Consider the following 26,168-nt stretch of genomic DNA (forward strand, 5'->3'; position numbering starts at 1 on the left):
CTACGCGGATTGCAGGCTGATCGCGGAGTCCGTCGGTGCAACCGGTGACGGAAGCGTCGTGCGTCCCATCAGGTGCCGGTCCGCGGCGGCGGCCGCGGACCGCCCCTCCGCTATCGCCCAGACGATGAGGGACTGCCCGCGTCCGGCGTCTCCCGCCACGAAGACGCCCGGTGCGCTCGTCTCGTACGAGGCATCGCGCTCGACGTTCCCGCGCGACGTGAAGGCCATGCCGAGCTGATCCTCCAGCGGCGTGCGCTCGGGGCCGGTGAACCCCATCGCGATCAGCACGAGGTCGGCGGGGATGTCCCGTTCGGTGCCGCTGCGCGGCACCCGACGGCCGTCGACGAACGCGGTCTCCGCCACGCGTAGCGCCCGCACCTCGCCGGCCTCGTTGCCCAGGAACTCCACGGTCGAGGCGAGGTACGTCCGTTCGCCGCCCTCCTCGTGAGCCGACTGCACCTCGAACACCGTCGGCGTCATCGGCCACGGCTGGTGGGCGGGTCTGTCCTCGGGCGGACGCAGCCCGATCGCGAGGTTCGTGACGCTCAGGGCGCCCTGCCGATGTGCGGTGCCGATGCAGTCGGCACCGGTGTCACCGCCGCCGATCACCACGACGTGCTTTCCCTTGGCCGTGATCTGATGCGCGACGGCATCCCCCGCGACCGCCCGGTTGGACTCGACGAGGTACTCCATCGCGAAGTGCACGCCGTCGAGGTCGCGGCCCGGGATCGGCAGATCGCGCGGGACGGTGCTTCCGGTGGCGATCACGACCGCGTCGTAGCGCGTGCGCAGGTCGTCCCAGGTGATGTCCCGACCGATCTCCACCCCGGCGCGGAAGCGTGTGCCCTCGTCCTGCATCTGGCGAAGGCGCGACTCCAGGTGGCGCTTCTCCATCTTGAAATCGGGGATGCCGTAGCGCAGCAGACCGCCGATGCGGTCGTCGCGCTCATACACGGCGACCGTGTGCCCTGCGCGGGTCAGCTGCTGGGCGGCGGCGAGCCCGGCCGGCCCGGAGCCGACCACGGCGACGGTCTTGCCGGTCAGTCGCGCCGGCGGCTCCGGTTCGACCCAGCCGCGCGAGAACGCCTCGTCGATGATCGAGACCTCCACCTGCTTGATCGTGACGGCAGGCTGATTGATGCCGAGCACGCACGCGCTCTCGCACGGGGCAGGGCAGAGCCGGCCCGTGAACTCGGGGAAGTTGTTCGTCGCGTGCAGGCGCTCGATGGCGCTGCGGAACTCCCCGCGCCAGGTGAGGTCGTTCCATTCCGGAATCAGATTGCCGAGCGGACAGCCCTGATGACAGAACGGGATGCCGCAGTCCATACAGCGCCCGGCCTGTCGGCGCAGCACGGCGGTGTCACCGGGCTCGTACACCTCTTTCCAGTCCATGATCCGCACCGGCACCGGCCGACGTGCGGGCAGCTCCCGCGTGGTCACGTTGAGAAAGCCCTTGGGGTCAGCCACCGGTCACCTCCAGGATGCGGGTCCATACGACATCGCCATCGGGGTCCAGCCCCTCTGCCAAGGCATCCTCCCGGGTCTGCAGCACCGCCGCGTAATCGCGCGGGAGCACCTTCACGAACTCGTCTGCGGCCTCGTCCATCCGGCCGAGCAGCTCCGCGGCGCGGGGCGATCCGGTGCGCTCGACGTGCTCGGCGAGGAGGCTGCGCAGCACCTCGAGGTCGGCGCGGTCGAGTGTGGTGAGGGTGAGCTCGTCAGCGGCGAGGGCCTGCGCGTTGACCTTCTCACGACGCAGCCGGTGGACGTACGCGATCCCGCCGGACATGCCGGCGCCGAGGTTGCGACCGGTCTCGCCGAGGATGACGGCGAGTCCGCCGGTCATGTACTCCAGCGCGTGATCGCCGACGCCCTCCACGACGGCGGTCGCCCCCGAGTTGCGCACGAGGAACCGCTCGCCGACGATGCCGGAGATGAACAGGCTCCCCGCCGTCGCGCCATAGCCGATCACGTTCCCCGCGATGACGTTCTCGTGCGGCACGATCGTCGACGCGCGAGGCGGCCGGATCGTGATGTCGCCGCCGGAGAGTCCCTTGCCCACGTAGTCGTTCGCGTCGCCTTCCAGTCGCAGCACGATGCCCTGCGGGATGAAGGCGCCCAGTGACTGTCCGGCGGTGCCGTGCAGGGTGATGTCGATCGCCTCCCGCGGCAGGCCTTCGGCGCCGTGACGGCGCGTGACCTCGTTGCCGAGCATGGTCCCGACCGCGCGCGCGGTGTTGCGGATCGGCACCTCGATGAGCACCGGGGCCCGGTCCACGAGCGCGTCGCGGGACATGGCGATGAGCGGGATGTCGAAGTGCTGGTCGAGCTCGTGATCCTGCGCCCGGAGATTGCGGCGCGGTGCGTCGACCGGGAAGGCCGGGCCCTCCAGGATCGGCGACAGATCGAGCCCGCTCGCCTTCCAGTGCTCGACCGCATGATCGACATCGAGCAGCTCGTTGTGGCCGATCGCCTCGTCGAGCGAGCGGAACCCGAGCTCTGCGAGGTACTCCCGCACCTCTTCGGCGATGAACTCCATGAAGTTCACGACGAACTCCGGCTTGCCGGCGAAGCGCGAGCGCAGCACCGGGTTCTGGGTGGCCACGCCCACCGGACAGGTGTCGAGGTGGCATACGCGCATCATGATGCAGCCGGACACCACGAGCGCGGTGGTGGCGAAGCCGAACTCCTCCGCGCCCAGCAGGGCCGCCACGATCACGTCGCGCCCGGTCTTGAGCTGGCCGTCAGCCTGCACCACCACGCGCGCGCGCATGTCGTTGAGCATCAGCGTCTGCTGGGTCTCGGCCAGCCCCAGCTCCCACGGGGTGCCGGCGTGCTTGAGGGAGTTCAGCGGGCTGGCGCCGGTGCCGCCGTCGTGGCCGGAGACGAGGATGACGTCGGCGAGCGCCTTCGCGGTGCCTGCAGCCACCGCGCCGATGCCCGACTGGCTCACGAGCTTGACGTGCACGCGCGCGGCGGGATTGGCGCGCTTGAGGTCGAAGATCAACTGCTTGAGGTCTTCGATCGAGTAGATGTCGTGGTGCGGCGGGGGCGAGATGAGCCCGACCCCCGGGGTGCCACCGCGCGTGCGGGCGATCCACGGGTACACCTTCGCCGGCGGCAGCTGGCCGCCCTCGCCGGGCTTGGCGCCCTGCGCCAGCTTGATCTGGATGTCGTCGGCGTGAGTGAGGTACATGCTCGTCACGCCGAACCGTCCCGACGCGACCTGTTTGATGGCGCTGCGACGTTCCGGGTCGAGCAGGCGCTCGAGGTCCTCGCCGCCCTCGCCGGTGTTCGACTTGCCGCCGATCCGGTTCATCGCGATCGCGAGCGTCTCGTGCGCCTCCTTGGAGATCGAGCCGTAGCTCATCGCACCCGTGGAGAAGCGCTTCACGATCGTGGAGACCGGCTCGACCTCGTCGATCGGCACGGCCGGGCGTACGCCTGTCCGTAGGCGGAACAGTCCGCGCAGCGTCTTCAGCTCGGCCGCCTGGTCGTCCACCCGGCGCGTGTACTCGCGGAAGATGTCATAGCGGCGCGTGCGCGTGGAGTGCTGAAGCCGGAAGACCGTGTCGGGGTTGAACAGGTGCGGCGGCCCCTCTCGGCGCCACTGATACTCGCCACCGGTCCACAGGCGCTCGTGCGCTCGTGCCGCCTCGTCCTCGGGGTAGGCGTAGTCGTGCCGGATCTGGTTCTCGGCCTCGATGTCCTCCAGCCCGATGCCGCCGATCTTGGACTCGGTGCCGGTGAAGTAGGTGTCGATGACGTCCTGGGCAAGGCCGATGGCCTCGAACGCCTGCGCGCCGCAGTAGGAGGCGACCGTCGAGATGCCCATCTTGGACATGATCTTCAACACGCCCTTGCCGAGCGCGTAGATGAGGTTCCGCACGGCCTTCTCGGGAGTGATCCCGCTGATGAGCCCGGTACGGACGAGGTATTCGACCGTCTCCATCGCGAGATACGGGTTCACCGCGGACGCCCCGTACCCGATGAGCGTGGCCACGTGGTGCACCTCGCGCACGTCGCCCGCCTCGACGACGAGACCGACCTTCATGCGGGTCTCGTTGCGGATGAGATGGTGATGCACGGCCGAGACCATCAGCAGCGACGGGATCGGGGCGAGATCCTTGTTGGAGTCGCGGTCGCTCAGGATGAGGAACTCCGCTCCGCCGGCGATCGCGGCGTCGGCCTCGGCGCACAGCTCGTCGAGGCGTGCGCGCATGGTGCCGGGACCGGCGTCGAAGTGGTACAGGCCCTTGAGCGTCACGGCCCGGCGCCCCGGCATCGTGCGCGCGATGTTCTGGATCTTGGCGAGCTCGTCGTTGTCGATCACCGGGAAGTCGAGGGTGATCTGGCGCGCGTGGTCGGGACCCCAGGACAGGAGATTGCCCTCATTGCCCAGGCTCGTGCGAAGGCTGGTGACGACCTCCTCGCGGATCGAGTCCAGCGGCGGGTTGGTCACCTGGGCGAACTGCTGCGTGAAGTAGTCGAACAGCAGGCGGGGGCGATCGCTGAGGGCTGCGACGGGCGTGTCGCTGCCCATCGCTCCCAGCGGCTCCGCCCCGGTCTGGCCCATCGGCGTGAGGAGGATCTTCACCTCCTCCTCGGTGTACCCGAAGGTGCGCTGGCGGCGCGTGATGGAGGCGATCGGATGCACGATGTGCTCGCGCTCGGGAAGCTCGGCCAGCTGCACGCGCTGACGCAGCCACAGCTCCCACGGCTCCTGGTCGGCCAGCTGGGACTTGATCTCCTCGTCCTCGACGATGCGGGCCTGTGCGGTGTCGACGAGAAACATTCGCCCGGGGCGCAGTCGACCGCGGCGCTTGATGCGCTCCGGGTCGAACTCCAGCACGCCGGTCTCACTGCCGATGACGACGAGGCCGTCGGTCGTCTCGGTCCATCGCCCGGGACGCAGACCGTTGCGGTCCAGCGTCGCTCCCACGAGCGTGCCGTCGGTGAAGATGAGTGCGGCAGGTCCGTCCCAGGGCTCCATCTGCAGCGAGTGGTAGTCGTAGAAGGCCCGCAGCCGCGGGGAGATGTCGGTCTGCTTCTCGTAGGCCTCCGGCACCATCATCATGATCGCGTGCGGGAGGCTGCGCCCGCTCAGGGTGAGGAGCTCGAGCACCTCGTCGAAGGAGGCCGAGTCACTCGCCCCGTCGGTGCAGATGGGCAGGAGGGGACGGAGGTCGCCCAGCAGCTCGGACTCCAGCTGGGACTGCCGCGCGCGCATCCAGTTGCGGTTTCCGCCGACCGTGTTGATCTCGCCGTTGTGTGCGAGCATCCGCAGCGGCTGCGCCAACGGCCAGGACGGGAACGTGTTCGTCGAGTAGCGCGAGTGGACCACGGCGAGCTCGGTCGCGTACCGCTCGTCCTGCAGGTCGGGGTAGAACGGCTCCAACTGGAGCGTCGTCACCATTCCCTTGTAGCCGATCGTGCGCGAGGAGAGAGAGACGAAGTAGGCGCCGAGCTCGTGCTGAGCCCGCTTGCGGAGCCGGTAGGCGAGTCGGTCCAGCGCGATGCCGGAGACCGCCGGGGCCTCGCCCGCAGCCGGGCAGGACAGGAACAGCTGCTCGAACTCGGGACGGGCCTCGTGCGCGAGCTTGCCGAGGTGCTCCTCGGCGGTGGGGACGCTGCGCCAGCCGAGGACGGTGAGACCCTCCGCCGCCGCGAGGCGCTCGATGCCCGCCTTCAGCTCCACGCGTTCGCTCGTCCCGCGCGGGAGGAAGGCCAGCCCCGCCGCGTACTCCCCGACCGGCGGCAACGCGAACCCGGTGACCGCGCGGAAGAAGACATCCGGCATCTGGGTCAGGATGCCGGCGCCGTCACCGGTGCCGGCATCCGATCCGATGGCGCCGCGGTGCTCCAGATTGCGCAGCGCCGTGAGGGCGAGGTCGACGATGTCATGGCCGGCGGTCCCGCGGAGCGTGGCCACCATGGCCAGGCCGCACGCGTCCTTCTCGAAGGCAGGGTTGTACATCCCCTGCCGCATCGGAAGGGCGCTGTCCACACCGCGGGGGGTGCGACCGGGACTCGTCGGCATGCGTACCGTCCTCACTCTGGCTTCGCAGATCTGGCTTCAGGAAGGGACGGCGTCGGCCCGGATGGATGCTACTTCGCGGCCGTGGTGCTCATCGCTTCGGCCTCATCGACCTCGGGTGCCGGGGGCTCGCTGGTGTCCACGTACTCGTCGGTGTTCTGCGATTGTACAGCCCCGCGACCGCCGCGTTCGCGTCCCGGCGCGTAGACGGACGGCTCCAGAGACGCATGCCGGCGGCCCTGCACGATCAGGATGGCCACGCCCACCACCACGGCGAGGATCGCCGCCCACACGTTGGTGCGAAGTCCGAGGATGATGTCGCTCGGATCGATCCGGATGTTCTCCCACACGATGCGCCCCGCGCCGTACCAGACCAGGTACAGGCCGAACAGCCGGCCCCATCGGAGCACGAGGTGCGTGCCCGCCCACAGCAGGACGACGACACCGAGCGAGTTCCAGATCACCTCGTAGAGGAAGGTCGGGTGGAACAGGGTCCCCGCGGGGAGGCCCGACGGGATCGCGGGGTTGTCGGCGGAGATCTCCAAGCCCCACGGCAGGTCGGTGGGCAGACCGAACAGCTCCTGGTTGAACCAGTTGCCGAACCGGCCGAGAGCCTGTGCCATCAGCAGGCCCGGGGCGAGCGCGTCCGCGAAGCTCCAGAAGCGCACGCCGGTCCAACGGCATCCGAGCCACGCGCCCACGGCGCCGCCGATGAGCGCACCGAAGATGGCGATTCCGCCGTCCCAGATGTTCCAGATGGCATCCTTCTCGAACGGGTTCCACCACTGCGCGCCCTCGCGGAAGTAGTAGGAGGCGTGCGTGAAGACGTGGTAGAACCGCGCCCCGATCAGCCCGAGCGGCACCGCGAGGATGAGGATGTCGATGACCACCCACGGCTCCGCGCCGCGTCGCGTGAGCCGCCGGTTCGTCATGAGCGTGGCCACGACGATGCCGGTGAGGATGCACAGCGCATAGAGGTGGATCGTCACCGGACCGATCGAGAGGCTGCTGATCGGCGGGCTCGGGATGCTGGTGAGCACGGAAGGCATGCGTACGAGTCTAGGCGGGGCACGCACGGCGCTCGACGCCCCGGCGTCCGAGTCACTGCTCACGCTCGCGAGTCACTGCCTTGCCAGCGAGTCACTCTGTTGCAGCGCAGTGACTCGGCAGGAAGGCAGTGACTCGGCGGGCGAAGACGAGGGAAGAGGCCCGGGAAGAGGCGGGCGCGGGGCGGGCGAGAGGTGGGCGCGGGGCGGGAGAGAGGCGGGTCTCAGCGCAGCGACGTTCCGGATGCCAGGGCTCGGGCCGTCTCGGCGAGGCCCTCCAGGCCGCCGTCTCGAAGCGCACGCACCAGGGCCGTGCCCACGATGGCCCCGTCGGCGTACTCGAGCACGCCTGCGACCTGGTCGGGCGTGGAGATGCCGATGCCGACGCATGCCTTGCCCACCCCGTGCGCGCGCAGGCGTGCCACCAGGGTGTGGGATGCGGCATCCAGCTCCGCCCGCTCTCCCGTTATGCCCATCGTCGCCACCGTGTAGACGAACCCGGTCGAGCTGCGCACGATGAGCTCGAGCCGCTCGTCGGTGGAGGTCGGCGCGGCCAGGAACACGCGGTCGAGCCCCGTTCGCTCCGACGCAGCGATCCACGCGCCCGCCGCATCGGGGGTGATGTCGGGCGTGATCAGACCGGCTCCCCCCGCGGCGAGCAGGTCGTCAGCGTAGCGGTCGACGCCGTACTGCAGCACCGGGTTCCAGTACGTCATCACGAGGATCGGCACGTCGACGCGGGCGGAGATCGCCCGGACCGCCGTGAACGTGTCGCGCAGCCGGAAGCCGGCCGCCAGGGCCGACTGCGTCGCCTCCTGGATGACCGGGCCGTCCATGACCGGATCGGAGTACGGCGGGCCGAGCTCGAGGATGTCGGCCCCTGACTCGGCCAGGGTCACCGCAGCCTCGATGCTCGTGTCCAGGTCGGGGAAGCCGATCGGCAGGTAGCCGACGAACGCTCCCCGGCCGGCGGCGTGGGCGGACTCGATCGCCGCGGTGACCCGTGAGCTCATGCGCCGGCCCCTTCGTCGTACAGCCCGAACCAGCGCGCCGCGGTGTCCATGTCCTTGTCGCCGCGGCCGGAAAGGCTCACCGCGATGATCGCGTCGGGTCCGAGCTCGCGGCCCAGCCGCAGCGCGCCGGCGAGGGCGTGCGCGGACTCGATCGCGGGGATGATGCCCTCGGTGCGACTGAGCAGGCGCAGCGCGTCCATCGCCTCGGCATCCGTCGCCGGGATGTACGTGGCGCGCCCGATCTCGGCGAGCCACGCGTGCTCGGGGCCGACGCCCGGGTAGTCGAGCCCCGCCGAGATCGAGTGCGACTCGATCGTCTGGCCGTCCTCGTCCTGCAGCACGTAGGTCTTCGCGCCGTGCAGCACGCCGGGCCGCCCGCGCTCGATCGAGGCGGCGTGCCGCGGGGTGTCGACGCCGTCGCCGGCGGCCTCGACGCCGTAGAGCGCCACGCCCTCGTCGTCGAGGAACGCGTCGAACATGCCGATCGCGTTGGACCCGCCGCCCACGCACGCCACGACGGCATCCGGCAGCCGTCCGGTCTCCGCCAGCAGCTGCGCACGCGCCTCCTCGGAGATGACCTTCTGGAAGTCGCGCACCATCGCGGGGAACGGGTGGGGGCCTGCCGCGGTACCGAAGACATAGTTCGTCGTCTCGACGGATGCCACCCAGTCGCGGTACGCCTCGTTGATGGCGTCCTTGAGGGTGCGCGACCCGTTCGTGACGGGCACGACCTCCGCGCCCAGCAGGCGCATGCGCGCGACGTTGAGGGCCTGACGCTCGGTGTCGACCTCGCCCATGTAGATCGTGCAGTCGAAGCCGAACAGGGCCGCCGCGGTCGCGGTGGCCACGCCGTGCTGGCCGGCGCCGGTCTCGGCGATGACCCGTGTCTTGCCGAGCCGCTTGGTCAGCAGCGCCTGGCCGAGCACGTTGTTGATCTTGTGCGAGCCGGTGTGGTTGAGGTCCTCGCGCTTGAGGAAAACCCGCGCGCCGCCGGCGTGCTCGGCGAAGCGCGCCACCTCGGTCAGCGGCGAGGGACGCCCTGCGTAGGAATGCAGGAGCCGGACGAACTCCGCCTGGAAGGCCGGGTCGGCCTTGGCCGCCTCGTACTCGGCGGTCAGCTCGTCGATCGCGGCGATGAGCGACTCGGGCATGTACCTCCCGCCGAACTCGCCGAAGAACGGACCGGATGCCTCACGCAGGCTCATCCGCCGGCCTCCAGGAACGCGTGCAGGGTCTCCACCGGGTCACCGGTGACGAGGGCCTCGCCGATGAGGACGACGTCGGCTCCCGCAGCGCGGTAGTGCGCGACGTCGGCGGGGGCGAGCACGGCCGACTCGGCGATCTTCACGGCATCCGCCGGAATGTGCTCGGCGAGACGGCCGAACAGGTCGCGGTCGAGCTCGAAGGTCGACAGGTCGCGCGCGTTCACGCCCACCAGGCGTGCGCCGACGTCGGCGGCGCGGTGCACCTCGTCGAGCGAGTGCGTCTCCACGAGCGGGGTCATCCCGAGCTCGAGGGCGAGCGCGTGCAGCTCCGCCAGCAGCGGCTGGTCGAGCGCGGCGACGATCAAGAGGACCAGGTCGGCACCGGCCGCCCGCGCCTCGAGCACCTGGTAGGGCGTGGCGATGAAGTCCTTTCGCAGCACCGGCAGACCGACGGCGGCCTTCACGGACTCCAGGTCCGCCAGGCTCCCCTTGAAGCGGCGCCCCTCGGTCAGCACCGAGATCGCCGACGCTCCCCCGCGCTCGTACCGGCGGGCCTGCTCGGCCGGATCGGAGATCTCCGCAAGACTCCCCCGCGAAGGGCTCGCGCGCTTGATCTCGGCGATGATCTTGACGCGGTCGGACGGGGCGAGTGCCGCGAGCGCGTCGCGCGCGGGCGTCTGGGCGAGGGCGAACTCCTCCACGGCCTTGATCGGCCGGACGAGCTTACGCTCTTCGGCATCCTCCACCGCGCCGGCCGTGAGGTCGGCGAGCATGTCAGTGTGCTTTCGGGGTGTACTTGGGTCCGTTGACGCCGTAGCCCGCCTTGGCCATGATCCAGCCGACGATCGGCCCGATCAGGAGCAGGCCGACCGATGCCCAGACGAGGTGGGCGAGGTCGAGCCAGTAGAACAACGTCCCGAAGGCGAACGCGGCCAGCATGATGATGACGGCCGTCCAGGCGGCCGGGGAGTGTCCGTGACCCGGGTCGGCGATGGGGTTGCTCATGGTTCTCCTTCGCATGCGGCGCAGTACGCCGCTCCAGTGTAGCGGTGACGGGCTTCGCCGCGCCGCATCCCTGTCAGGCTGTCGGATCGTCGCCGCGCGACAGGTCGTCCCACGAGTCGATGGCGTCGGACCGGGCCGCGTCGTGCGGGCGCGCCGCCGCGGGGCCGGGGGCGTCGCGTCCGGTGCGGTAGCGGCTCGCGCCGCTGCGCCACGACCGCGCGGTCGCGAGGGCGATCACGCCGCCCGCGACGATCGCCGCGCCCGCGACGACCGCGAGCCACGGCCACGCCGTGCCCGCGACCTGCTCGACGAGGTCGGCGACCGCGGCGGTGCCGCTCAGGCCGGTCGCCTCGGTGACGCTCGCGGCGACCGCGTCGAGCGGACGCTGGGTCGCGATGCGCCACGACATGACCGCGATAGCGCCGCCGAGCACGAGCGCGAGGACGGCGAAGCCGTAGCGCAGCGCGACGCCCACGATCGACAGGGCGAGCCCGAGAGCGAGGGCGGCGAGGCTCAACGGCGCCAGCACCGCGACCGCGGACGCGCCGGCGACCGAGAGCGACGACGGGCCGCCACCGGCGAGTGTCACCTCCAGCCACGGCTGGGTGGACGACAGCACGCCGATCGCGCCGCCGAGGACGATCGCGAGAACGGCGAGCGTGCGGGGGCGGTGGGTCATCGGCCTAACGGGTGGAGGACGGAGCGTGGAAACGGCCCTACGAGCGTAGCCTGCGACGGCCGCGCACCACGCTGTTCGCGTCGATGCGCGACGAAGTTCGGAGAACCGCGCGTACTTCGGAGGATTTCGGCCCGATCGTCCGAAGTACGCGCAATACTCCGAAGTTCGTGCGGGTGCTCAGGGAGCGGATGCCGCGGGTTGGGGGCCGCGTGCGGGTGCTCAGGGAGCGGATGCCGGCGCGTCGGGGCCCACCGCGGGCTCGGGGCCGACCGCGGGGTCGAGGTCGACGACGGGGTCGAGGTCGTCGGCGTCGAAGCACGTGCGGGTGCCGGTGTGGCACGCGACCCCTACCTGCTCGACCGACACCAGCACGGCGTCGCCGTCGCAGTCCAGGCGCGCGCCGCGCACGAGCTGGATGTGTCCGGACGTGTCGCCCTTGCGCCAGTACTCCTGGCGCGAACGCGACCAGAACGTCACGCGGCCGGTGGTGAGCGTGCGCCGGAGCGCCTCGGCATCCATCCACCCGAGCATGAGCACCTCGCGCGTGTCGTGCTGCTGCACGATCGCCGCGACCAGGCCGTCGGCGTTGAACGCGACGCGCGCGATGCGGTCGGCGACGCTCTCGGGCGCGTTCACCGGCGCACCTCGATGCCGTCGGCGGCGAGCGCGTCCTTGACCTCGCCGATCGTGAGGTGGCCGGAGTGGAAGACGGATGCCGCGAGCACCGCGTCGGCGCCGGCCCGCACCGCCGGCGTGAAGTCGGCGGCCTCTCCCGCCCCGCCGGAGGCGATCACCGGGACGCTGGAGAGCTCGCGCATGAGCCCGACCAGTTCCAGGTCGAAGCCGTCCTTCGTGCCGTCGGCGTCGATCGAGTTGACCAGCAGCTCCCCCGCCCCCCGCTCGATCGCCTCGCGCGCCCAGTCCAGGGCGTCGAGGTCGGTCGCGGTCCGCCCGCCATGGGTCGTCACGATGAAGCCGGAGCGGGTGCCCGCGGCACGCTTGACGTCGAGCGAGAGCACCAGCACCTGCGCGCCGAAGCGATCGGCGATCTCGTCGACCAGGCCCGGCCGGGCGATCGCGGCGGAGTTCACCCCGACCTTGTCGGCGCCGACGCTCAGCAGGCGCGCGACGTCGTCGACGGAGCGCACCCCGCCGCCCACGGTGAGCGGGATGAACACCTGCTCGGCGGTGCGCCGCACGACGTCGTAGGTCGTGGCGCGGTCGTCCACGGTCGCGGTCACGTCGAGGAAGGTGAGCTCGTCGGCACCCTGCGCGTAGTAGCGGCGGGCGAGCTCGACCGGGTCGCCCATCTCGCGCAGGTTCTCGAAGTTCACACCCTTGACGACGCGGCCGTCGGCGACGTCGAGGCACGGGATCACGCGGCACGCGAGGCTCATGTCACAGCCTCGCGTTGTGGATCGCGGTCACGAGGATCGCCCGGGCGCCGATCGCGTACAGCGCGTCCATCGCCTGGTTGACCCCCGCGCGCGGCACCTGGACCCTCACCGCCACCCACTCCGGGTCGCGCAGCGGCGACACCGTCGGCGACTCGATGCCCGGCGCGATCGCCGTCGCCTCGTCGAGGCGCGCGACCGGCAGGTCGTAGTCGACGAGCACGTACCGGCGCGCGACCAGCACGCCGCGCAGGCGCCGCAGCAGCGTCTCGGTGCCCGGAGCCTCGTCGGCCCCCGTGATGAGCACTCCCTCGGAGCGGAGGATGACGGGACCGAAGACCTCCAGCCCTGCCTGACGCAGCGTCGTGCCGGTCTCGACCACGTCGGCGACGGCGTCGGCGACGCCGAGCCGCACGGCCGACTCCACCGCGCCGTCGAGCGGCACGAGGTCGACGGCCACGCCGTGCTCGTCGAGAAAGGCGTCGACCAGACCCGGGTACGAGGTCGCGATGCGTGCACCGTCGAGGTCGGCGAGCTCGGCGAAGCGTCCGGGCGGAGCCGCGAAGCGGAAGGTCGAGCTCGCGAACCCGAGCGCCTCGATCTCCCGGGCCCCCGGCATCCGCGCGTCGCGCAGCAGGTCGCGGCCGGTGATGCCGACATCGAGGGCGCCCGAGCCGACGTAGGTGGCGATGTCCTTCGGTCGGAGGTAGAAGAACTCCACGTCGTTGACCGGATCGATGATGTGGAGGTCTTTGGAGTCGCGACGGCCGACGTAGCCGGCTTCGTGGAGCAGCTCGGCGGCGGTCTCAGCGAGTGAGCCCTTGTTGGGCACGGCGATGCGCAGCATGGAGGTCTTTCGGTTCGGAGCGGTCGGAGGCGGCGCGCTCACAGATGTCGGTAGACGTCCTCGGGAGTGAGGCCCTTGGCGAGCATGAGGACCTGCAGGTGGTAGAGCAGCTGCGAGATCTCCTCGGCCGTCGCCTCGTCGGGCTCGTACTCCGCGGCCATCCAGACCTCGGCGGCCTCCTCCACGATCTTCTTCCCGATCGCGTGGACGCCGCGGTCGAGCTGGGCCACGGTACCGGATCCCTCCGGGCGCGCCGCCGCGATCGCGGTCAGCTCCGCGAACAGGCCGTCGAACGTCTTCACCCCTCCAGGGTAGTCGGTGGGACCGACCCCGGTGCGCGGGGGGGCGTCAGTGTCGGTGCGCGGCCGCGGCGTGGCGGAGAGCGGCGATCGCGGCATCCGGATCGCCGGCGCCGAACACCGCGGAGCCGGCGACGAACGTGTCCGCGCCGGCCTCGGCGGCCTGCTCGATCGTGCCCGGCGCGATGCCGCCGTCGACCTGCAGCCACACCGCCGAGCCCCGCCGTCGGGCCTCGTCGGCCAGGCGTCGGAGCTTGGGCATGGTCTCGGGCATGAACGACTGTCCCCCGAAGCCGGGCTCGACGGTCATCACGAGGATCTGGTCGAAGTCGTCGAGCAGGTCGAACAGTCCGTCGACCGGTGTCGCGGGCTTGACGGCGACACCGGCGCGGGACCCGACGGCGCGGAGTCGGCGCGCGAGCGCGACCGGTTCGGTGGCCGCCTCCAGGTGGAAGGTGACGGATGCCGCGCCCAGCTCCGCGTACGCGGGCGCCCAGCGGTCGGGGTCGGTGATCATGAGGTGCACGTCGAGCGGGACCGGGCTGGTCGCCTGGATGCGCTCGACCATCTGCGGGCCGAACGTGAGGTTCGGCACGAAGTGGTTGTCCATGACGTCGACGTGCACGAAGTCGGCCGAGGCGATGCGGGCCAGCTCCGCCTGCATGTTCACGAAGTCGGCGGCCAGGATGCTGGGATTGATGCGGAGGTCTGGGTCGTCTGCGGGCACGCTCCCATTATGGCCAGGACCGTGCCGCAGGCCGCCGCATCGCTGTCAGCGTCGGCGCAGCAGCGAGATCGACATCGCGTCGGTGCCGTGCCGATGCGGCCAGAGCTGGGCACGACCGGACCCGTCGGCCTGCGGCGGCAGGTCGAGGTCGGAGGCGGCGACGGATGCCACGACCTGTCGCGCGTCGAGCTCCTCCACCGCTTCCCCCGCGGCGCGGCGCACCTCGGCGACCACCGCGGCCGTCTCGGCCAGGTGCGGTGAGCACGTGACGTAGGCGACGACGCCGCCCGGGGCGAGCGCGCCGACCGCCGCGGTGAGGAGCTCCACCTGCAGCGCGGTGAGCTCGCGCACGTCGGCGGGGGTCTTGCGCCAGCGCGCTTCGGGCCGGCGCCGGAGGGCCCCGAGCCCCGTGCACGGGGCATCGACGAGGATGCGGTCGTACCGGCCCTGACCGGCGCGGCGGCGGCCATCGTCCTCCGATACCGGAACCTCCAGCGGAACCCCCGCCACCGAATCCCGCACGAGCTTCGCACGCGCGGGCGACAGCTCGTTGGCCTCCAGCCTCGCCCCACCCGCGTACGCCTCGGCCGCCAGCACCGCGGTCTTCCCGCCGGGTGCGGCGCACAGGTCGAGCCACCGCTCGCCCGCGCGCACCGGAGCGACCCGCGACAGGGCGAGCGCCGCGAGCTGAGACCCCTCGTCCTGCACGCGGACCTGTCCGCCCGCCTCCGCGACGACGCGCTCGGGCGGTCCGCCCAGGCGGAACCCGATCGGCGAGTACGGCGTGGCCGCCGCCTCTGCGGGCCGCTCCGCGAGCCCCGGCAGAGCGGCCAGGGTCACCGCCGGGGCGAGGTTGTCGGCGGCCAGGAGCTGCTCCAGCTCCCCCGCGCGGCCCTCGGCTGCGAGCGCGCGCCGGAATGCTCGCAGCACCCACACCGGATGGGCGAACCGCAGCCCGACCCGCTCGTCGTCCGAGCGTGCGCCCCGCTCCAGCCGGGCGAGCCACTCCTCCAGCGAGCGCTCCGAGACGCGGCGCAGCACGGCGTTGGCGAACCCGGTGGCCCTTCTCCCCGATGTCGCCCGCACGAGCTCGACGCTCTCGTGCACGGCGGCGTGGGCTGCCACGCGCGTCGACAGCAGCTGGTGAACGCCGAGCCGCAGCGCGTCGAGCACCGGCGGGTCGATCGCCGAGGGGGTCCTGCCCGCGGCATCCGCGATGATCGCGTCGTAGGTGCCCTGCCGCCGGAGCGTGCCGTACGTGAGCTCGGTCGCCAGGCCCGCGTCGGCAGGCGACAGGCCCGCTCGGGCGATCTCGTGCGGCAGCAGCAGGTTGGCGTACGCGTCGGTGCCCGAGACGGCCCTGATCGTCTGGAAGGCGACGGTGCGCGCGGGATTCACGATCCGACCCGCGGGTCGTGAAGGCGCAGGCCCCGCCACCAGTCCGCGGCGGCCATCGGTCCCTTGCCCGCCGGCTGCACGGTGCGCAGGAGAACTGTGCCGTCGCCGGTGCCGGCCACGACGTCGCGGCCGACCAGGGCGAGCGCACCCGGAGCGAGGTCGGCATCGGGACCGCGCAGGGCGGCGAGCACCTTCAGCCGCTGCCCGTCGACGGTGGTGTGCGCGCCGGGCTCGGGGGTCGTGCCGCGGAAGCGGTCGAGCACGCGCTCGGCGCTCTGGGCGAAGTCGAGGAGCCCGTCGGCGATCGTGAGCTTCGGGGCGAACGTCGGCTCCCCCTCCTGGGGACGGGCGACCGCCGTGCCCGCAGCGAGGTCGTCGACGACCTGGACGAGCAGCTCCGCGCCGCGCACCGCGAGCTCGGCGAGCACGTCGCCCGCGGTCGCGCCGCGGGGCACGGGGTAGCGCAGCTCGCGGTAGACGTCGCCGGCATCGAGCGCCGCCACGAGCCGGAAGACGCTGGCCCCGGTCACGCGATCGCCGGCGACGAGCGCGTGCTGCACCGGTGCGGCGCCGCGCCAGCGCGGCAGGAGCGAGAAGTGCAGGTTGATCCAGCCGTACCGTGGCAGCGACAGCAGCGGCTCGCGCACGAGCCCGCCGTAGGCCACGACGACCCCGAGGTCGGGCTGCCAGGAGGCGACGGCGTCGGTGGCCGCGGCATCCAGCCGGTCGGTCTTGACGACGGGCACACCCCGCTCGGCGGCCACGGCGGCGACCGGAGACGGCGTGAGCACGCGCTTGCGGCCGACCGGTGCATCGGTGCGGGTGAGGACGCCGACGAGGTCGTGGGCGGATGCCGCGACCGCCTGCAGCGACGGCAGTGCCGGCGCGGGCGTGCCGGCGAAGACGATGCGCATCGGGCTCCTCACAGGTCGAGCTCGGGCACGTCGAGCCGCACCCTGAGTGTAGTGCGGGGCGTGCGCGCTCCTCGGACGCGTCGGCGGCCGAGCGCGCGGGCGACCACGGCAGCGCGCAGCGATGCCGCCACCCGGCGCCCGGCGGCGTAGTCGAAGCGCACGAGCGCGCGCACGCCCGCCTCGCCCGCCGGCACCGGCCCGAGGATCGCCGCCTCGGCCAGCGTCGGCACGGCCGCGCGCAGCTCCTCGAGCGTCTCGCGCACCGCGTCGGCCTCGCCCTCCACGGCCGCGACGCGGACGGTCGGCGGCATGAGCAGGGGCGCGCGCTCGGCGAGCTGGCTGCGCGCATAGGCGGGCTGGGTCCAGGTCGCGAACGCGCGCGCCACCGGACCGGTCACCCCGACCAGATGCACCGGAGCGCCGGGGGCGGCCAGCGCCGCCGCATTCGACCACCAGCGCAGGCACGACTCGCCGATGCGCAGCTGCTCGGTCAGCAGCATGCGGTCTCCGTCGAGCAGGATCACGGCACGATAGCCGCCCTCGGCGAACGGCTCCGCGCCGCGCGTGGCGACCACAAGGGCCGGCCGGGAGTCGACGCGGCCGACCGAGTGCTCGCCGTCGGCGACGACGACGCGTGTGTTCGGGAAGGCGCGGCCGAGCTCGTCGGCGGTACGCTCGCTGCCCGACGATGCCATGCGCAGCCGCGTCGACGCGCACGCCGGGCACGTCCATCCCGGTGCGGGGCGCCCGCACCACGCGCACTCCGGCACGACGCCCGGGCGACGCGCGCGCAGCGGTCCCCCGCAGTGCGCACAGTGCGCGGATGTGCGACAGCCGGCGCACACGAGCACCGGCGCATAGCCGGGGCGGGCGACCTGCACGAGCACCGGGCCGTGCGCGAGCGCGTCGCGCGCGGCGGCGAAGGCCGTCGAGGGCACGCGGGCACCACCGGCCTCGCCGACCGGGGGAAGCACGATGCGCGGGGTCTCACGCCGGGCCGCGGGCACCTCGCGCACCCAGCCGAGGCCGACCAGCCGCTCCACGTCGGTCGTGCGCGTGTGGCCCGCGAAGACCAGCGCGCTCCCCTCCTGCTCCTGCCGCAGCAGCGCCGCGTCGCGTGCGTGCACGCCCGGGCTGAGCGGCTCGGCCAGCAGGGGATCGCCGTCGTCCCACAGCGCGACCACGCCCACGTCGTGCGCCGGCGCGTACACGCTGGAGCGGTTCCCGACGACCACGCACGGCTCCCCCGCCAGCACACGCAGGTAGGACCGGTACCGTTCCGGGGCAGAGCGGGCGGCGTCGTCGCGCACGACCGCCTCGTCGGGCACACGCCCGGCGAGCGCCTCGAGCACCTGGTCGAGATCGCGGTGGTCCGGCACGACGAGCACGGCGCTGCGTCCGCCCTGCAGCGCGTGCACCGCCACGGCGGCCAGCAGCTCGGCCCACGCGCCCACCGGGCGATCGACGGACGGCCGCGGCGGCGCGTCGACGGCCAGGCGCTCACCGGCATCCAACCCGTGGGCAAGGCCTGGGTGACCGGCGAGCACGCCCGCCGCCCAGCGCTGCGCGGCCTCGGCGACGAGGGGGGTGCGCGGCGGATCGGCGGCGAGCCAGGCCTTCTCGGCGCGCACCATGCGGCGCGGGATCGCGAGGCGCAGGACGTCGCTGGTCGAGCCGGCGGCCCGCTCGGCAGCCCGCCGGGCGAGCTCGTACAGCGCCGCGGGCATGAGCACGACCGGCGAGACGATCGCCTCCAGGGCCGATAGCGGCCGGTCGCCCGGGACAGCGTCGCCCCGCTCGACGAGGTAGCCCTCGACGACGCGGCCGGCGCTGCGCAGCGGGACGGCGACCCGCACACCGGGGACGGCTGCGGCATCCAACTCGGCAGGAATGGCGTAGTCGAAGAGGCGGTCGAGCTGGGGCAGCGGCGAGTCGATGAGCACGCGCGCGACGGTGATCACGGATGCCCCGTCAGAGCCCGGCGGCGGCGCGCAGCTCCTCGGCACGGTCGGTGCGCTCCCACGTGAAGTCGGGCAGTTCACGACCGAAGTGACCGTAGGCCGCCGTCTGCGCGTAGATCGGACGAAGCAGGTCGAGGCGGTCGATGATGGCCCTCGGGCGCAGATCGAACACATCGCGGATCGCCGCGGTGATGACCTCGTCGCCGACGTGACCGGTGCCGAACGTCTCGACGTAGAGCCCCACCGGCTTCGCCTTGCCGATCGCGTAGGCGACCTGCACCTCGAGGCGGTCGGCGAGTCCCGCGGCCACTGCGTTCTTGGCCACCCAGCGCATCGCGTACGCGGCGGAGCGGTCGACCTTCGACGGGTCCTTGCCGCTGAACGCACCGCCGCCGTGGCGGGACGCGCCGCCGTAGGTGTCGATGATGATCTTGCGGCCGGTGAGCCCGGCGTCGCCCTTGGGCCCGCCGATCACGAACGGCCCCGCCGGGTTGATGTAGTAACGCACGTCGGGCAGCTCCAGGCCGGTCCGCTCCAGCACGGGGTCGATGACCTCGGCACGCACCGCGGCGCGCAGCGCCTTCTGCGAGATGTCGGGGTGGTGCTGGGTGGACAGCACGACCGACTCGACGGTCTTCGGGGTCGCACCGTCATAGCCGAGGGTCACCTGCGTCTTGCCGTCGGGCCGCAGGAACGGCAGGCTGCCGTCGCGGCGCACCTCGGCCAGGCGCTCGGCGATGCGGTGCGCCGTCCAGATCGCCAGGGGCATGAGCTGCGGCGTCTCGTTCGTCGCATAGCCGAACATGATGCCCTGGTCGCCGGCGCCCTGCAGGTCGTGCGGGTCCTCGGAGCCGTCCTCACGCCGTTCGAATGCCTTGTCGACACCCGCGGCGATGTCGGAGGACTGCGCGCCGATCGATACGCTCACGCCGCACGAGTCGCCGTCGAAGCCGGTCTCGCTCGACGTGTAGCCGATGCGGTTGACGACGTCGCGGACGATCGCGGGGATCTCCACGTAGGCGCGCGTGGAGACCTCGCCGGCGACGTGCACGAGCCCCGTCGTCACGAGCGTCTCGACCGCGACCCGCCCGTGCGGATCGTCGGTGAGGATCGCGTCGAGGATCGCGTCGGAGATCTGGTCGCAGATCTTGTCGGGGTGTCCCTCGGTGACGGACTCGGAGGTGAACAGACGCAGTCGGCTCATCGCAGGCTCCTCAAGATCGGTGGTGTCGCACAGACATCATGCCCGCGGCCACCGACATGCGTCGGGGAACGCGGGCATGGCAGCGCCACGGGGCGTCATACGGCACGGGGTGAGCGCCCCCCGCGGAGATACTCAGTCGACGAGGCGCAGCCGCAGCTTGTCCTCGTGGATCTCGTGCAGCGCGATCGTCAGCGGCTTGTCCTCGATGGTCGAGTCGACGAGCGGGCCGACGTTGTCGAAGAGGTTGCCCTCGTGCAGATCCGAGTAGTAGTCGTTGATCTGGCGCGCGCGCTTGGACGCGTAGATCACGAGCTGGTACTTCGAGTCGACCTTCTCGAGCAGTGCGTCGATGGGCGGGTCGATGATGCCCTGGTCGCGAGTGGCCATGGTGAACCTCCTGGATCGGATGGCTGTGGGGCGGATGAGGAGGGGAAGCCTCGGATGCCGGCGCAGCGCGCCACGGCATCCCGCCATTCTACAGGCCAAATCCCAAACTGCCCCCGTTCCGCAGTCGCTCGGCCACAGTGGCGCGGCCTGCGGACTGTGCTCGAGCGACTGCGGAACGACGTGTCGTCGTCCCGGGTCTGCGCAGCCCGGCTTCGATAGGCTTCTGGGATGTCGGAGGCGCGCGTGACCGAGGGCCTTCCGCCCGTCAAGAGCTGGGAAAAGCGCACCCTCGTCGCGATCACCGCGGCGTTTGTCTGCGTGGTGGCGCTGTGGGCCATTCTGACGCCGCTGTACGACTCGCCGGACGAGGCGATCCATGTCAACTCCGCGATCCGTCTGGCCGAGGGCGGCGGATGGCCGGCGCCCGGTGACGCCCAGCTGCTGGCGATGGTGGTCGCAGCCGAGGCCGAGCGCGATGTCGTCGCCGAGGAGCGGTCGACGTTCCACGAGCTGCAGGAGGCCCACCCCGGCTACGACGGGCTGGACCAGATGACGCAGCATCCGCCGCTCTACTACGCGTACGCGGCGGCCGTCCTCCACGCGGTGGACTACCTGGACATCCGCGCTGACCGCGCGCTCTTGGCGTTACGGCTCGCCGGCCTGCTTTTCGCTCTCCTCCTGCCCTTTTTCGCCTGGAGCGCCGTGCGCCGCCTCACCGGGTCGCCGCGCGCGGCGATCCTCGCGGCGGCTTCGCTTCTGGCCGTGCCACGGCTCGCCAACATTCTCGGCTCCGTGTCCAACGACACACTCGCGGTGGCCGCCGTCTCCGCCGTGGTCTACTTCGGGGTTCGCATGATGACCGGAGACAAGAGCTGGTGGTCGGTCGTCGGGATGGGCTCCACGTTGGCCGTGGCGCTGCTGACCAAGTCCACCGCATTGCCCTTGGTCGGCTTCGTGGGAGTCGTCCTGCTGGTGTGGCCCGCAGGGCTGAGGCTCGGGCGCCGGTTGCTGCGTGCCACCGTCGCGATGGCCGTCGCCAGCTGCGGCGGGTGGTGGTGGATACGCAATGTTCTCCTCTACGGAACCCTGCAGCCGGCAGGACTGCTCTACGACGCGAACCCCTGGCCCGAGGGCGAGGGACCGAGCGTGATCTTCTTCACGGAGAACCTGTGGCACCGCATCTCCAACAGCTTCTGGGGAGGATTCGGACACCTCGACACACCGCTCCCCTATTTCCTCACCGACGTCATCACGGTCGTCTGCCTGGTCGTCGTCGCAGCGTTCGCGATCCGCCGCGGACCGCTGCTGTGGCAATCGGTGACCCTCGCCGCTGTGCCCCTGGTGTGCGTCATCGCCCTGATAGCCATGACCTGGCCGAGCTATGTGCGAAGTCAGCTGCCGAGCGGGATGCAGGGACGCTATTTCTTCGTCGTCATGGTTCCCCTGATCGCCCTGAGCACGTTGGCGTGGAGGCGTCTGGTCGCGCCCTCCTCTCACAGAAGAGCGGGGGTCGTGCTCCTGCTCAGCTTCGCCTTTCTCGCTGCGCTCGGGTTGGGTGTGGCGTTTCGCGGCTTCTACCCGGCAGGGCTCGGTGCGTGGCTTGCGCTGTCCCCGGCCGGGGCCCCCGCCACCCTGCTCGTGGTGGCGGCGACAGGTGTGACCTCGGCGCTCGCCCTGGCGCTGACCGTGCGCGCGATGCGGACCGCCGCGGGCTGAGTCATCTCACAGGCCCCCGGTCGGATTCGACAGTCGCTCGGGCACAGTGCCGTTTCCCACGGCCTGTGCCCGAGTCACTGCTGGGCGCCGTGGCGGCCGGGCGACGGTGTCAGCGCGCGAGCGCGGCGACCTCGGCCGCGGCGCGGGCCACGTCGTCGTTGACGACGCGATAGTCGAACTCCGCCTGGGCGGCGAGCTCGTGCTTGGCGGTCTTCAGCCGCCGGGCACGTTCCTCGGCATCCTCGGTGCCGCGGCCGACCAAGCGCTGGACGAGCTCGTCCCAGCTCGGCGGCAGGAGAAAGACGAGGAGCGCATCGGGGGCTGCGGCGTGCACCTGGCGGGCTCCCTGCAGGTCGATCTCCAGCAGCACCGTGCGCCCCTGCGCGAGGGCGCGGTCGATCGGGTCCTTCGGGGTGCCGTAACGATAGCGGTTGTGCACGGTCGCGTGCTCGAGCAGCTCGCCCGCGGCGATCATGCGATCGAACTCGGCATCGTCGACGAAGAAATAGTGCTCGCCATGCGCCTCGCCCGGGCGCGGCGGCCGCGTCGTCGCCGACACCGAGAGGTGGATCTCGGGGTGGTGGTCGCGGATGTGCGCCGCGACGGTGCCCTTGCCCACAGCGGTGGGTCCGGCCAGCACGAGGAGGCGACTGCGGCCAGGACGAGCCGCACGGGGCGGGAAGCGGGTGTCCAGCCACGCCTGGAGCGCGGTCCGCTGGCGCACCCCGAGGCCGCCGAGGCGCTTGACGGGAGAGATCTGGAGGTCGGCGAGGATGCGGTCGCGCTTGCCCTCGCCGATCGCCGGAAGAGCGGTGAGGAACTCCGTCACCCGCATCGCTCCGGCGGGAGACTCGGGGTGCTCGAGCGCCCGGCGCAGCAGCTCTTGCGGTGTGATGACGCGGGTGGCGACGTCGTTCTTGAGTGCGGCGCGCTCGCGGCGCGCCGCGACGGCGCGACGGGATGCCGCGGCTCGATCGACCTCCGGGGGGCGGCGCGTGTCAGTCATCGCTCTCTACGGTACAGGGCCGCGCGCTCCTCGATCCGCGCGGCGAGGCCGTCGGGACCCGCGGAGAGGATGCTGCGGCTCTCGCTGCCGATGACGAACGGCGCCAGCTTTCCGAACCGATCGCGCAACTGGGCGGGCTCGGCGCCCTGGGCGCCGAAGCCCGGCGCGAGAATCGGCGCCGGCACCCGCAGCACCTCGGGCAGTCCGGAGAAATGATGGTCCACGGTCGCGCCGACGACGAACCCGATCGGCGACCACTGATCGGGTCGCCCGCGCGCGAGTGCCCACGCGGTGACGTCGTCGATGACGAGATGGGGCAGGGTGCGCGGCGGCTGGTCGGCACCCTGGGAGATCGCGCGCTGCAGATCGATCGCCTCGGGGTTGCTCGTCGCGGCGAGGACGAAGACGCCCTTGCCGTGGGTGTCGGCGAGATCGAACGTGTCCGTCAGCGCCCCGACGCCCAGATAGGGATTGACGGTCAGCGCGTCCGCCTCCAGCGGCACGCCGGGCGTGAGCCACGCGGCCGCGTAGGCATCCATCGTCGTGCCGATGTCGCCGCGCTTGGCATCCGCGATGACGATCAGCCCGGCCACGCGAGCGGCCGCGACGACCTCTTCCAAAGCGGCGAACCCCGCCGAGCCGAACCGCTCGAAGAACGAGACCTGTGGCTTGACGATGCCGACACGGCCTGCGGCGGCCTCGACCGTGCGCAGTCCGAAATCACGCACGCCGGATGCCGAGACCTCGAGCCCCCAGGCGCGCAGCAGCGCCTCGTGCGGGTCGATGCCGACGCACAGCGGGCCGTTCTCAGCGATCGTGTGCCGGACGCGCTCCCCGAACCCCGTCATGGTCGTTCCTCTCTGTGGGCTCTCTGCGTTTCGGCTCTGCGTTTCGACTCGCTTCACTCGCGGGGCGACCGGCGCTCGCGGGCGACTGTACGTGCCCCGGACGCCTCGCGAGGAGCGCAGCGACGAGACGAAACGTGCTCGCCCGGCATTGCCGCGGACAGCAGTGCTCAACCTCCCGAAGCCTTCCGGTCGGCGCCGTACTCCTGCAGGCTCCGCACGCGGAAGCCCTCGCGCAGGACGGGAAGTGCCGAGACGGCGGCACCCAGCACCGCCATCGTGGTGAACAGGGCCTTGTCCCCCGCGACCGCCGCGGCGCGGATCTCGTAGCCATCCGCGCGCGCGATGCCGCCCGAGGGGGTGTTCACGACGATGTCGACGCGGCCCTCGTTGATGAGGTCGACGACGTTCCGGGTGCCCGTGGCCTGCGTCTGGGAGTACTTGCCCACAACCTCGACGCGGATGCCGTTGCGCGCGAGGATCTCCGCTGTGCCCTCGGTGGCGAGGATGCGGAAGCCCAGCTCCTGCAGACGGTGCGCCGGCAGGATGACGGCGCGCTTGTCGTCGTCGGCGACCGAGAGGAACACGGTGCCCTCCGTCGGCATGCCGCCGTAGGCGGCCGCCTGGCTCTTGGCGAACGCGGTCGGGAAGTCGCGGTCGATGCCCATCACCTCGCCCGTCGAGCGCATCTCCGGCCCGAGGACGGAGTCGACCGTGCGCCCGTCTGCGGTGCGGAACCGCTTGAACGGCAGCACCGCCTCCTTCACCGCGACCGGCGCGTCCAGCGGCACGCGCGAGCCGTCCTGCGCGGGAAGCAGCCCCTCAGCTTTGAGCTCGGCGATCGTCGCGCCCGCCATGATCCGCGAGGCGGCCTTGGCCAGCGGGATGCCGAGGGCCTTCGAGACGAACGGCACCGTGCGGGAGGCGCGCGGGTTGGCCTCGATGACGTAGAGCACCCCCGCCGAGACGGCGAACTGCACGTTCAGCAGCCCGCGCACCCCGACGCCCTCGGCGATCGCGAGGGTCGCGGTGCGCACGCGATCGATCTCGGTGCGCCCGAGGGAGACCGGCGGGAGGGTGCAGGAGGAGTCGCCGGAGTGGATGCCGGCCTCTTCGAGGTGCTCCATGACGCCGCCGATGTACAGCTCCTCGCCGTCGTAGAGCGCGTCGACGTCGAGCTCGATCGCGTCGTCGAGGAAGCGGTCCACCAGCAGCGGCTTGCCCTCTCCGATGATGATCTCGCCGGCAGTGCGCACGAAGTAGTCGCGCAGGCTCTCGGTGTCGTACACGATCTCCATGCCGCGGCCGCCGAGCACGAAGCTCGGGCGCACGAGCACGGGGTAGCCGATCTCCTCGGCGATCGCGACGGCACCCGCCTCGTCGATGGCGGTATCGTGACGGGGAGCGACCAGGCCCGCCCGGTCGAGCAGCTGCGAGAACAGCTCGCGCTCCTCGGCGATGTCGATGGCGGCGGGAGAGGTGCCGAGGATCGTGTAGCCGGCCTGCTCGATGCCCTTCGCAAGACCGAGCGGGGTCTGCCCGCCCAGCTGGCACACGACGCCGAGGATCCTGCCCGACTGCGACTCGGCGTGCAGCACCTCGAGCACGTCCTCGAGGGTCAGCGGCTCGAAGTACAGCCGGTCGCTGGTGTCGTAGTCGGTGGAGACGGTCTCGGGGTTGCAGTTGACCATGATCGTCTCGTACCCGGCATCCGACAGCGCGAACGACGCGTGCACACAGGAGTAGTCGAACTCGACGCCCTGGCCGATGCGGTTCGGCCCCGACCCGATGATGACGACCTTCGTCCGCTCGCTCGGGGTGACCTCGGTCTCGTGGTCGTACGACGAGTAGTGGTAGGGCGTGAGCGCCGGGAACTCCCCCGCGCACGTGTCGACCGTCTTGTAGACGGGGCGGATGCCGAGCCCGTGGCGGATGCCGCGGATCTCGGCCTCGGAAAGCCCCCGCAGCTGCGCGAGCTGCGCGTCGGAGAAGCCGTGCTCCTTCGCGATCCGCAGCACGGCGGCATCCAGCTCGGGCGCCTGCTCCACGAAGGCCGCGACCTCGTTGATGAGGGCGATCTGGTCGAGGAACCAGGGGTCGATCTTCGTCGCCTCGAAGGCCTGCTCGATCGTCGCGCCGAACCGCATCGCCTGTTGCAGCACGACGATGCGGCCGTCGGTGGGGACCTTCGCGATCTCCAGCAACTCCGCCACCGACCGATGCTCCTCGCCCCAGTGGAAGCTCGAGCCGCGCTTCTCCAGCGACCGCAGCGCCTTCTGCAGCGCGGTCGCGTAGTTGCGGCCGATCGCCATCGCCTCGCCGACCGACTTCATGGTGGTCGTGAGGGTCGCATCGGCGGCGGGGAACTTCTCGAAGTTGAACCGCGGCACCTTCACGACGACGTAGTCCAGCGTCGGCTCGAAGCTCGCGGGGGTCGCCTGCGTGATGTCGTTGGGCACCTCGTCGAGGCGGTAGCCGATCGCGA

General features: G+C 71.6%; 22 protein-coding genes. 1 reads left to right on the forward strand and 21 read right to left on the reverse strand.

The window, feature by feature from the left end:
• The 18 genes from QM641_RS01465 to rpoZ all read right to left on the reverse strand — a co-directional run bounded on the left by QM641_RS01465 (nucleotide 1) and on the right by rpoZ (nucleotide 20,116).
• Nucleotides 1–1,467 (reverse strand): glutamate synthase subunit beta, encoded by a 1,467-nt coding sequence (locus tag QM641_RS01465; protein WP_415112730.1) that lies wholly within the window; start codon nucleotides 1,465–1,467, stop codon nucleotides 1–3.
• The gene (gltB, locus tag QM641_RS01470; RefSeq protein ID WP_415112732.1) at nucleotides 1,460–6,040 is read right to left on the reverse strand and encodes a glutamate synthase large subunit; all 4,581 of its coding nucleotides are present in this window, start codon (nucleotides 6,038–6,040) and stop codon (nucleotides 1,460–1,462) included. Before gltB ends, QM641_RS01465 begins: the two co-directional genes overlap by 8 nt.
• A 68-nt stretch (nucleotides 6,041–6,108) precedes the next feature.
• Nucleotides 6,109–7,086 carry a prolipoprotein diacylglyceryl transferase gene (lgt, locus tag QM641_RS01475; protein WP_415112734.1) on the reverse strand — a complete coding sequence of 326 codons (978 nt, stop codon included), beginning with the start codon at nucleotides 7,084–7,086 and terminating at the stop codon, nucleotides 6,109–6,111.
• A 221-nt stretch (nucleotides 7,087–7,307) separates the two neighbouring features.
• Nucleotides 7,308–8,096, reverse strand: coding sequence for a tryptophan synthase subunit alpha (gene trpA / locus QM641_RS01480; protein WP_415112736.1), 789 nt, complete (start codon nucleotides 8,094–8,096; stop codon nucleotides 7,308–7,310).
• Nucleotides 8,093–9,301, reverse strand: coding sequence for a tryptophan synthase subunit beta (gene trpB / locus QM641_RS01485; protein WP_415112738.1), 1,209 nt, complete (start codon nucleotides 9,299–9,301; stop codon nucleotides 8,093–8,095). Before trpB ends, trpA begins: the two co-directional genes overlap by 4 nt.
• Nucleotides 9,298–10,074, reverse strand: a complete 777-nt coding sequence (trpC, locus tag QM641_RS01490; RefSeq protein ID WP_415112740.1) for an indole-3-glycerol phosphate synthase TrpC — start codon at nucleotides 10,072–10,074, stop codon at nucleotides 9,298–9,300. The genes trpB and trpC overlap by 4 nt, the downstream gene beginning before the upstream one ends.
• Before the next feature lies 1 nt (nucleotide 10,075).
• On the reverse strand, nucleotides 10,076–10,306 hold the full coding sequence (locus QM641_RS01495) for a DUF6704 family protein (RefSeq protein WP_415112742.1): 231 nt from the start codon (nucleotides 10,304–10,306) through the stop codon (nucleotides 10,076–10,078).
• A 73-nt stretch (nucleotides 10,307–10,379) separates the two neighbouring features.
• Nucleotides 10,380–10,985 carry a Trp biosynthesis-associated membrane protein gene (locus QM641_RS01500; protein ID WP_415112744.1) on the reverse strand — a complete coding sequence of 202 codons (606 nt, stop codon included), beginning with the start codon at nucleotides 10,983–10,985 and terminating at the stop codon, nucleotides 10,380–10,382.
• Nucleotides 10,986–11,204: 219 nt separating this feature from the next.
• Nucleotides 11,205–11,621: a phosphoribosyl-AMP cyclohydrolase gene (gene hisI, locus QM641_RS01505; RefSeq protein WP_415112746.1), complete on the reverse strand. Its 417-nt coding sequence runs from the start codon at nucleotides 11,619–11,621 to the stop codon at nucleotides 11,205–11,207.
• Entirely contained in the window at nucleotides 11,618–12,382 is a 765-nt protein-coding gene (gene hisF / locus QM641_RS01510) for an imidazole glycerol phosphate synthase subunit HisF (protein ID WP_415112748.1), read from the reverse strand. The genes hisI and hisF overlap by 4 nt, the downstream gene beginning before the upstream one ends.
• A 1-nt stretch (nucleotide 12,383) precedes the next feature.
• Nucleotides 12,384–13,226 (reverse strand): ATP phosphoribosyltransferase, encoded by an 843-nt coding sequence (hisG, locus tag QM641_RS01515; RefSeq protein WP_415112750.1) that lies wholly within the window; start codon nucleotides 13,224–13,226, stop codon nucleotides 12,384–12,386.
• A 38-nt stretch (nucleotides 13,227–13,264) separates the two neighbouring features.
• The gene (locus tag QM641_RS01520) at nucleotides 13,265–13,528 is read right to left on the reverse strand and encodes a phosphoribosyl-ATP diphosphatase (RefSeq protein WP_415112752.1); all 264 of its coding nucleotides are present in this window, start codon (nucleotides 13,526–13,528) and stop codon (nucleotides 13,265–13,267) included.
• A gap of 46 nt (nucleotides 13,529–13,574) precedes the next feature.
• Nucleotides 13,575–14,252 carry a ribulose-phosphate 3-epimerase gene (gene rpe, locus QM641_RS01525; protein WP_415112754.1) on the reverse strand — a complete coding sequence of 226 codons (678 nt, stop codon included), beginning with the start codon at nucleotides 14,250–14,252 and terminating at the stop codon, nucleotides 13,575–13,577.
• Between the two features lie 45 nt (nucleotides 14,253–14,297).
• Complete coding sequence (locus tag QM641_RS01530) at nucleotides 14,298–15,650, reverse strand: RsmB/NOP family class I SAM-dependent RNA methyltransferase (protein ID WP_415112756.1); 1,353 nt, start codon at nucleotides 15,648–15,650, stop codon at nucleotides 14,298–14,300.
• Nucleotides 15,647–16,564, reverse strand: a complete 918-nt coding sequence (gene fmt / locus QM641_RS01535) for a methionyl-tRNA formyltransferase (RefSeq protein ID WP_415112758.1) — start codon at nucleotides 16,562–16,564, stop codon at nucleotides 15,647–15,649. Before fmt ends, QM641_RS01530 begins: the two co-directional genes overlap by 4 nt.
• A gap of 8 nt (nucleotides 16,565–16,572) precedes the next feature.
• Entirely contained in the window at nucleotides 16,573–18,525 is a 1,953-nt protein-coding gene (locus tag QM641_RS01540) for a primosomal protein N' (protein ID WP_415112760.1), read from the reverse strand.
• A 10-nt stretch (nucleotides 18,526–18,535) separates the two neighbouring features.
• Nucleotides 18,536–19,729 (reverse strand): methionine adenosyltransferase, encoded by a 1,194-nt coding sequence (metK, locus tag QM641_RS01545; protein WP_415112762.1) that lies wholly within the window; start codon nucleotides 19,727–19,729, stop codon nucleotides 18,536–18,538.
• Between the two features lie 132 nt (nucleotides 19,730–19,861).
• Entirely contained in the window at nucleotides 19,862–20,116 is a 255-nt protein-coding gene (gene rpoZ, locus QM641_RS01550; protein WP_415112764.1) for a DNA-directed RNA polymerase subunit omega, read from the reverse strand.
• Between the two features lie 228 nt (nucleotides 20,117–20,344).
• Between rpoZ and QM641_RS01555 the strand changes: the two genes are divergently transcribed.
• Nucleotides 20,345–21,832, forward strand: coding sequence for a DUF2142 domain-containing protein (locus QM641_RS01555; RefSeq protein ID WP_415112766.1), 1,488 nt, complete (start codon nucleotides 20,345–20,347; stop codon nucleotides 21,830–21,832).
• Between the two features lie 109 nt (nucleotides 21,833–21,941).
• On the opposite strand, the gene gmk is transcribed toward QM641_RS01555, so the two are convergent.
• The 3 genes from gmk to carB form a co-directional block, all read right to left on the reverse strand.
• The gene (gmk, locus tag QM641_RS01560; RefSeq protein ID WP_415112768.1) at nucleotides 21,942–22,838 is read right to left on the reverse strand and encodes a guanylate kinase; all 897 of its coding nucleotides are present in this window, start codon (nucleotides 22,836–22,838) and stop codon (nucleotides 21,942–21,944) included.
• Nucleotides 22,835–23,686, reverse strand: coding sequence for an orotidine-5'-phosphate decarboxylase (gene pyrF, locus QM641_RS01565; RefSeq protein WP_415112770.1), 852 nt, complete (start codon nucleotides 23,684–23,686; stop codon nucleotides 22,835–22,837). The genes gmk and pyrF overlap by 4 nt, the downstream gene beginning before the upstream one ends.
• A 167-nt stretch (nucleotides 23,687–23,853) precedes the next feature.
• Nucleotides 23,854–26,168, reverse strand: a 2,315-nt coding sequence (gene carB, locus QM641_RS01570; protein WP_415112772.1) for a carbamoyl-phosphate synthase large subunit, incomplete at its 5' end; no start/stop codon positions are given.

Origin of the sequence: Microbacterium sp., assembly GCF_047605725.1 — a bacterium.
In the GTDB taxonomy this organism is placed as follows: Bacteria; Actinomycetota; Actinomycetes; order Actinomycetales; family Microbacteriaceae; genus Microbacterium.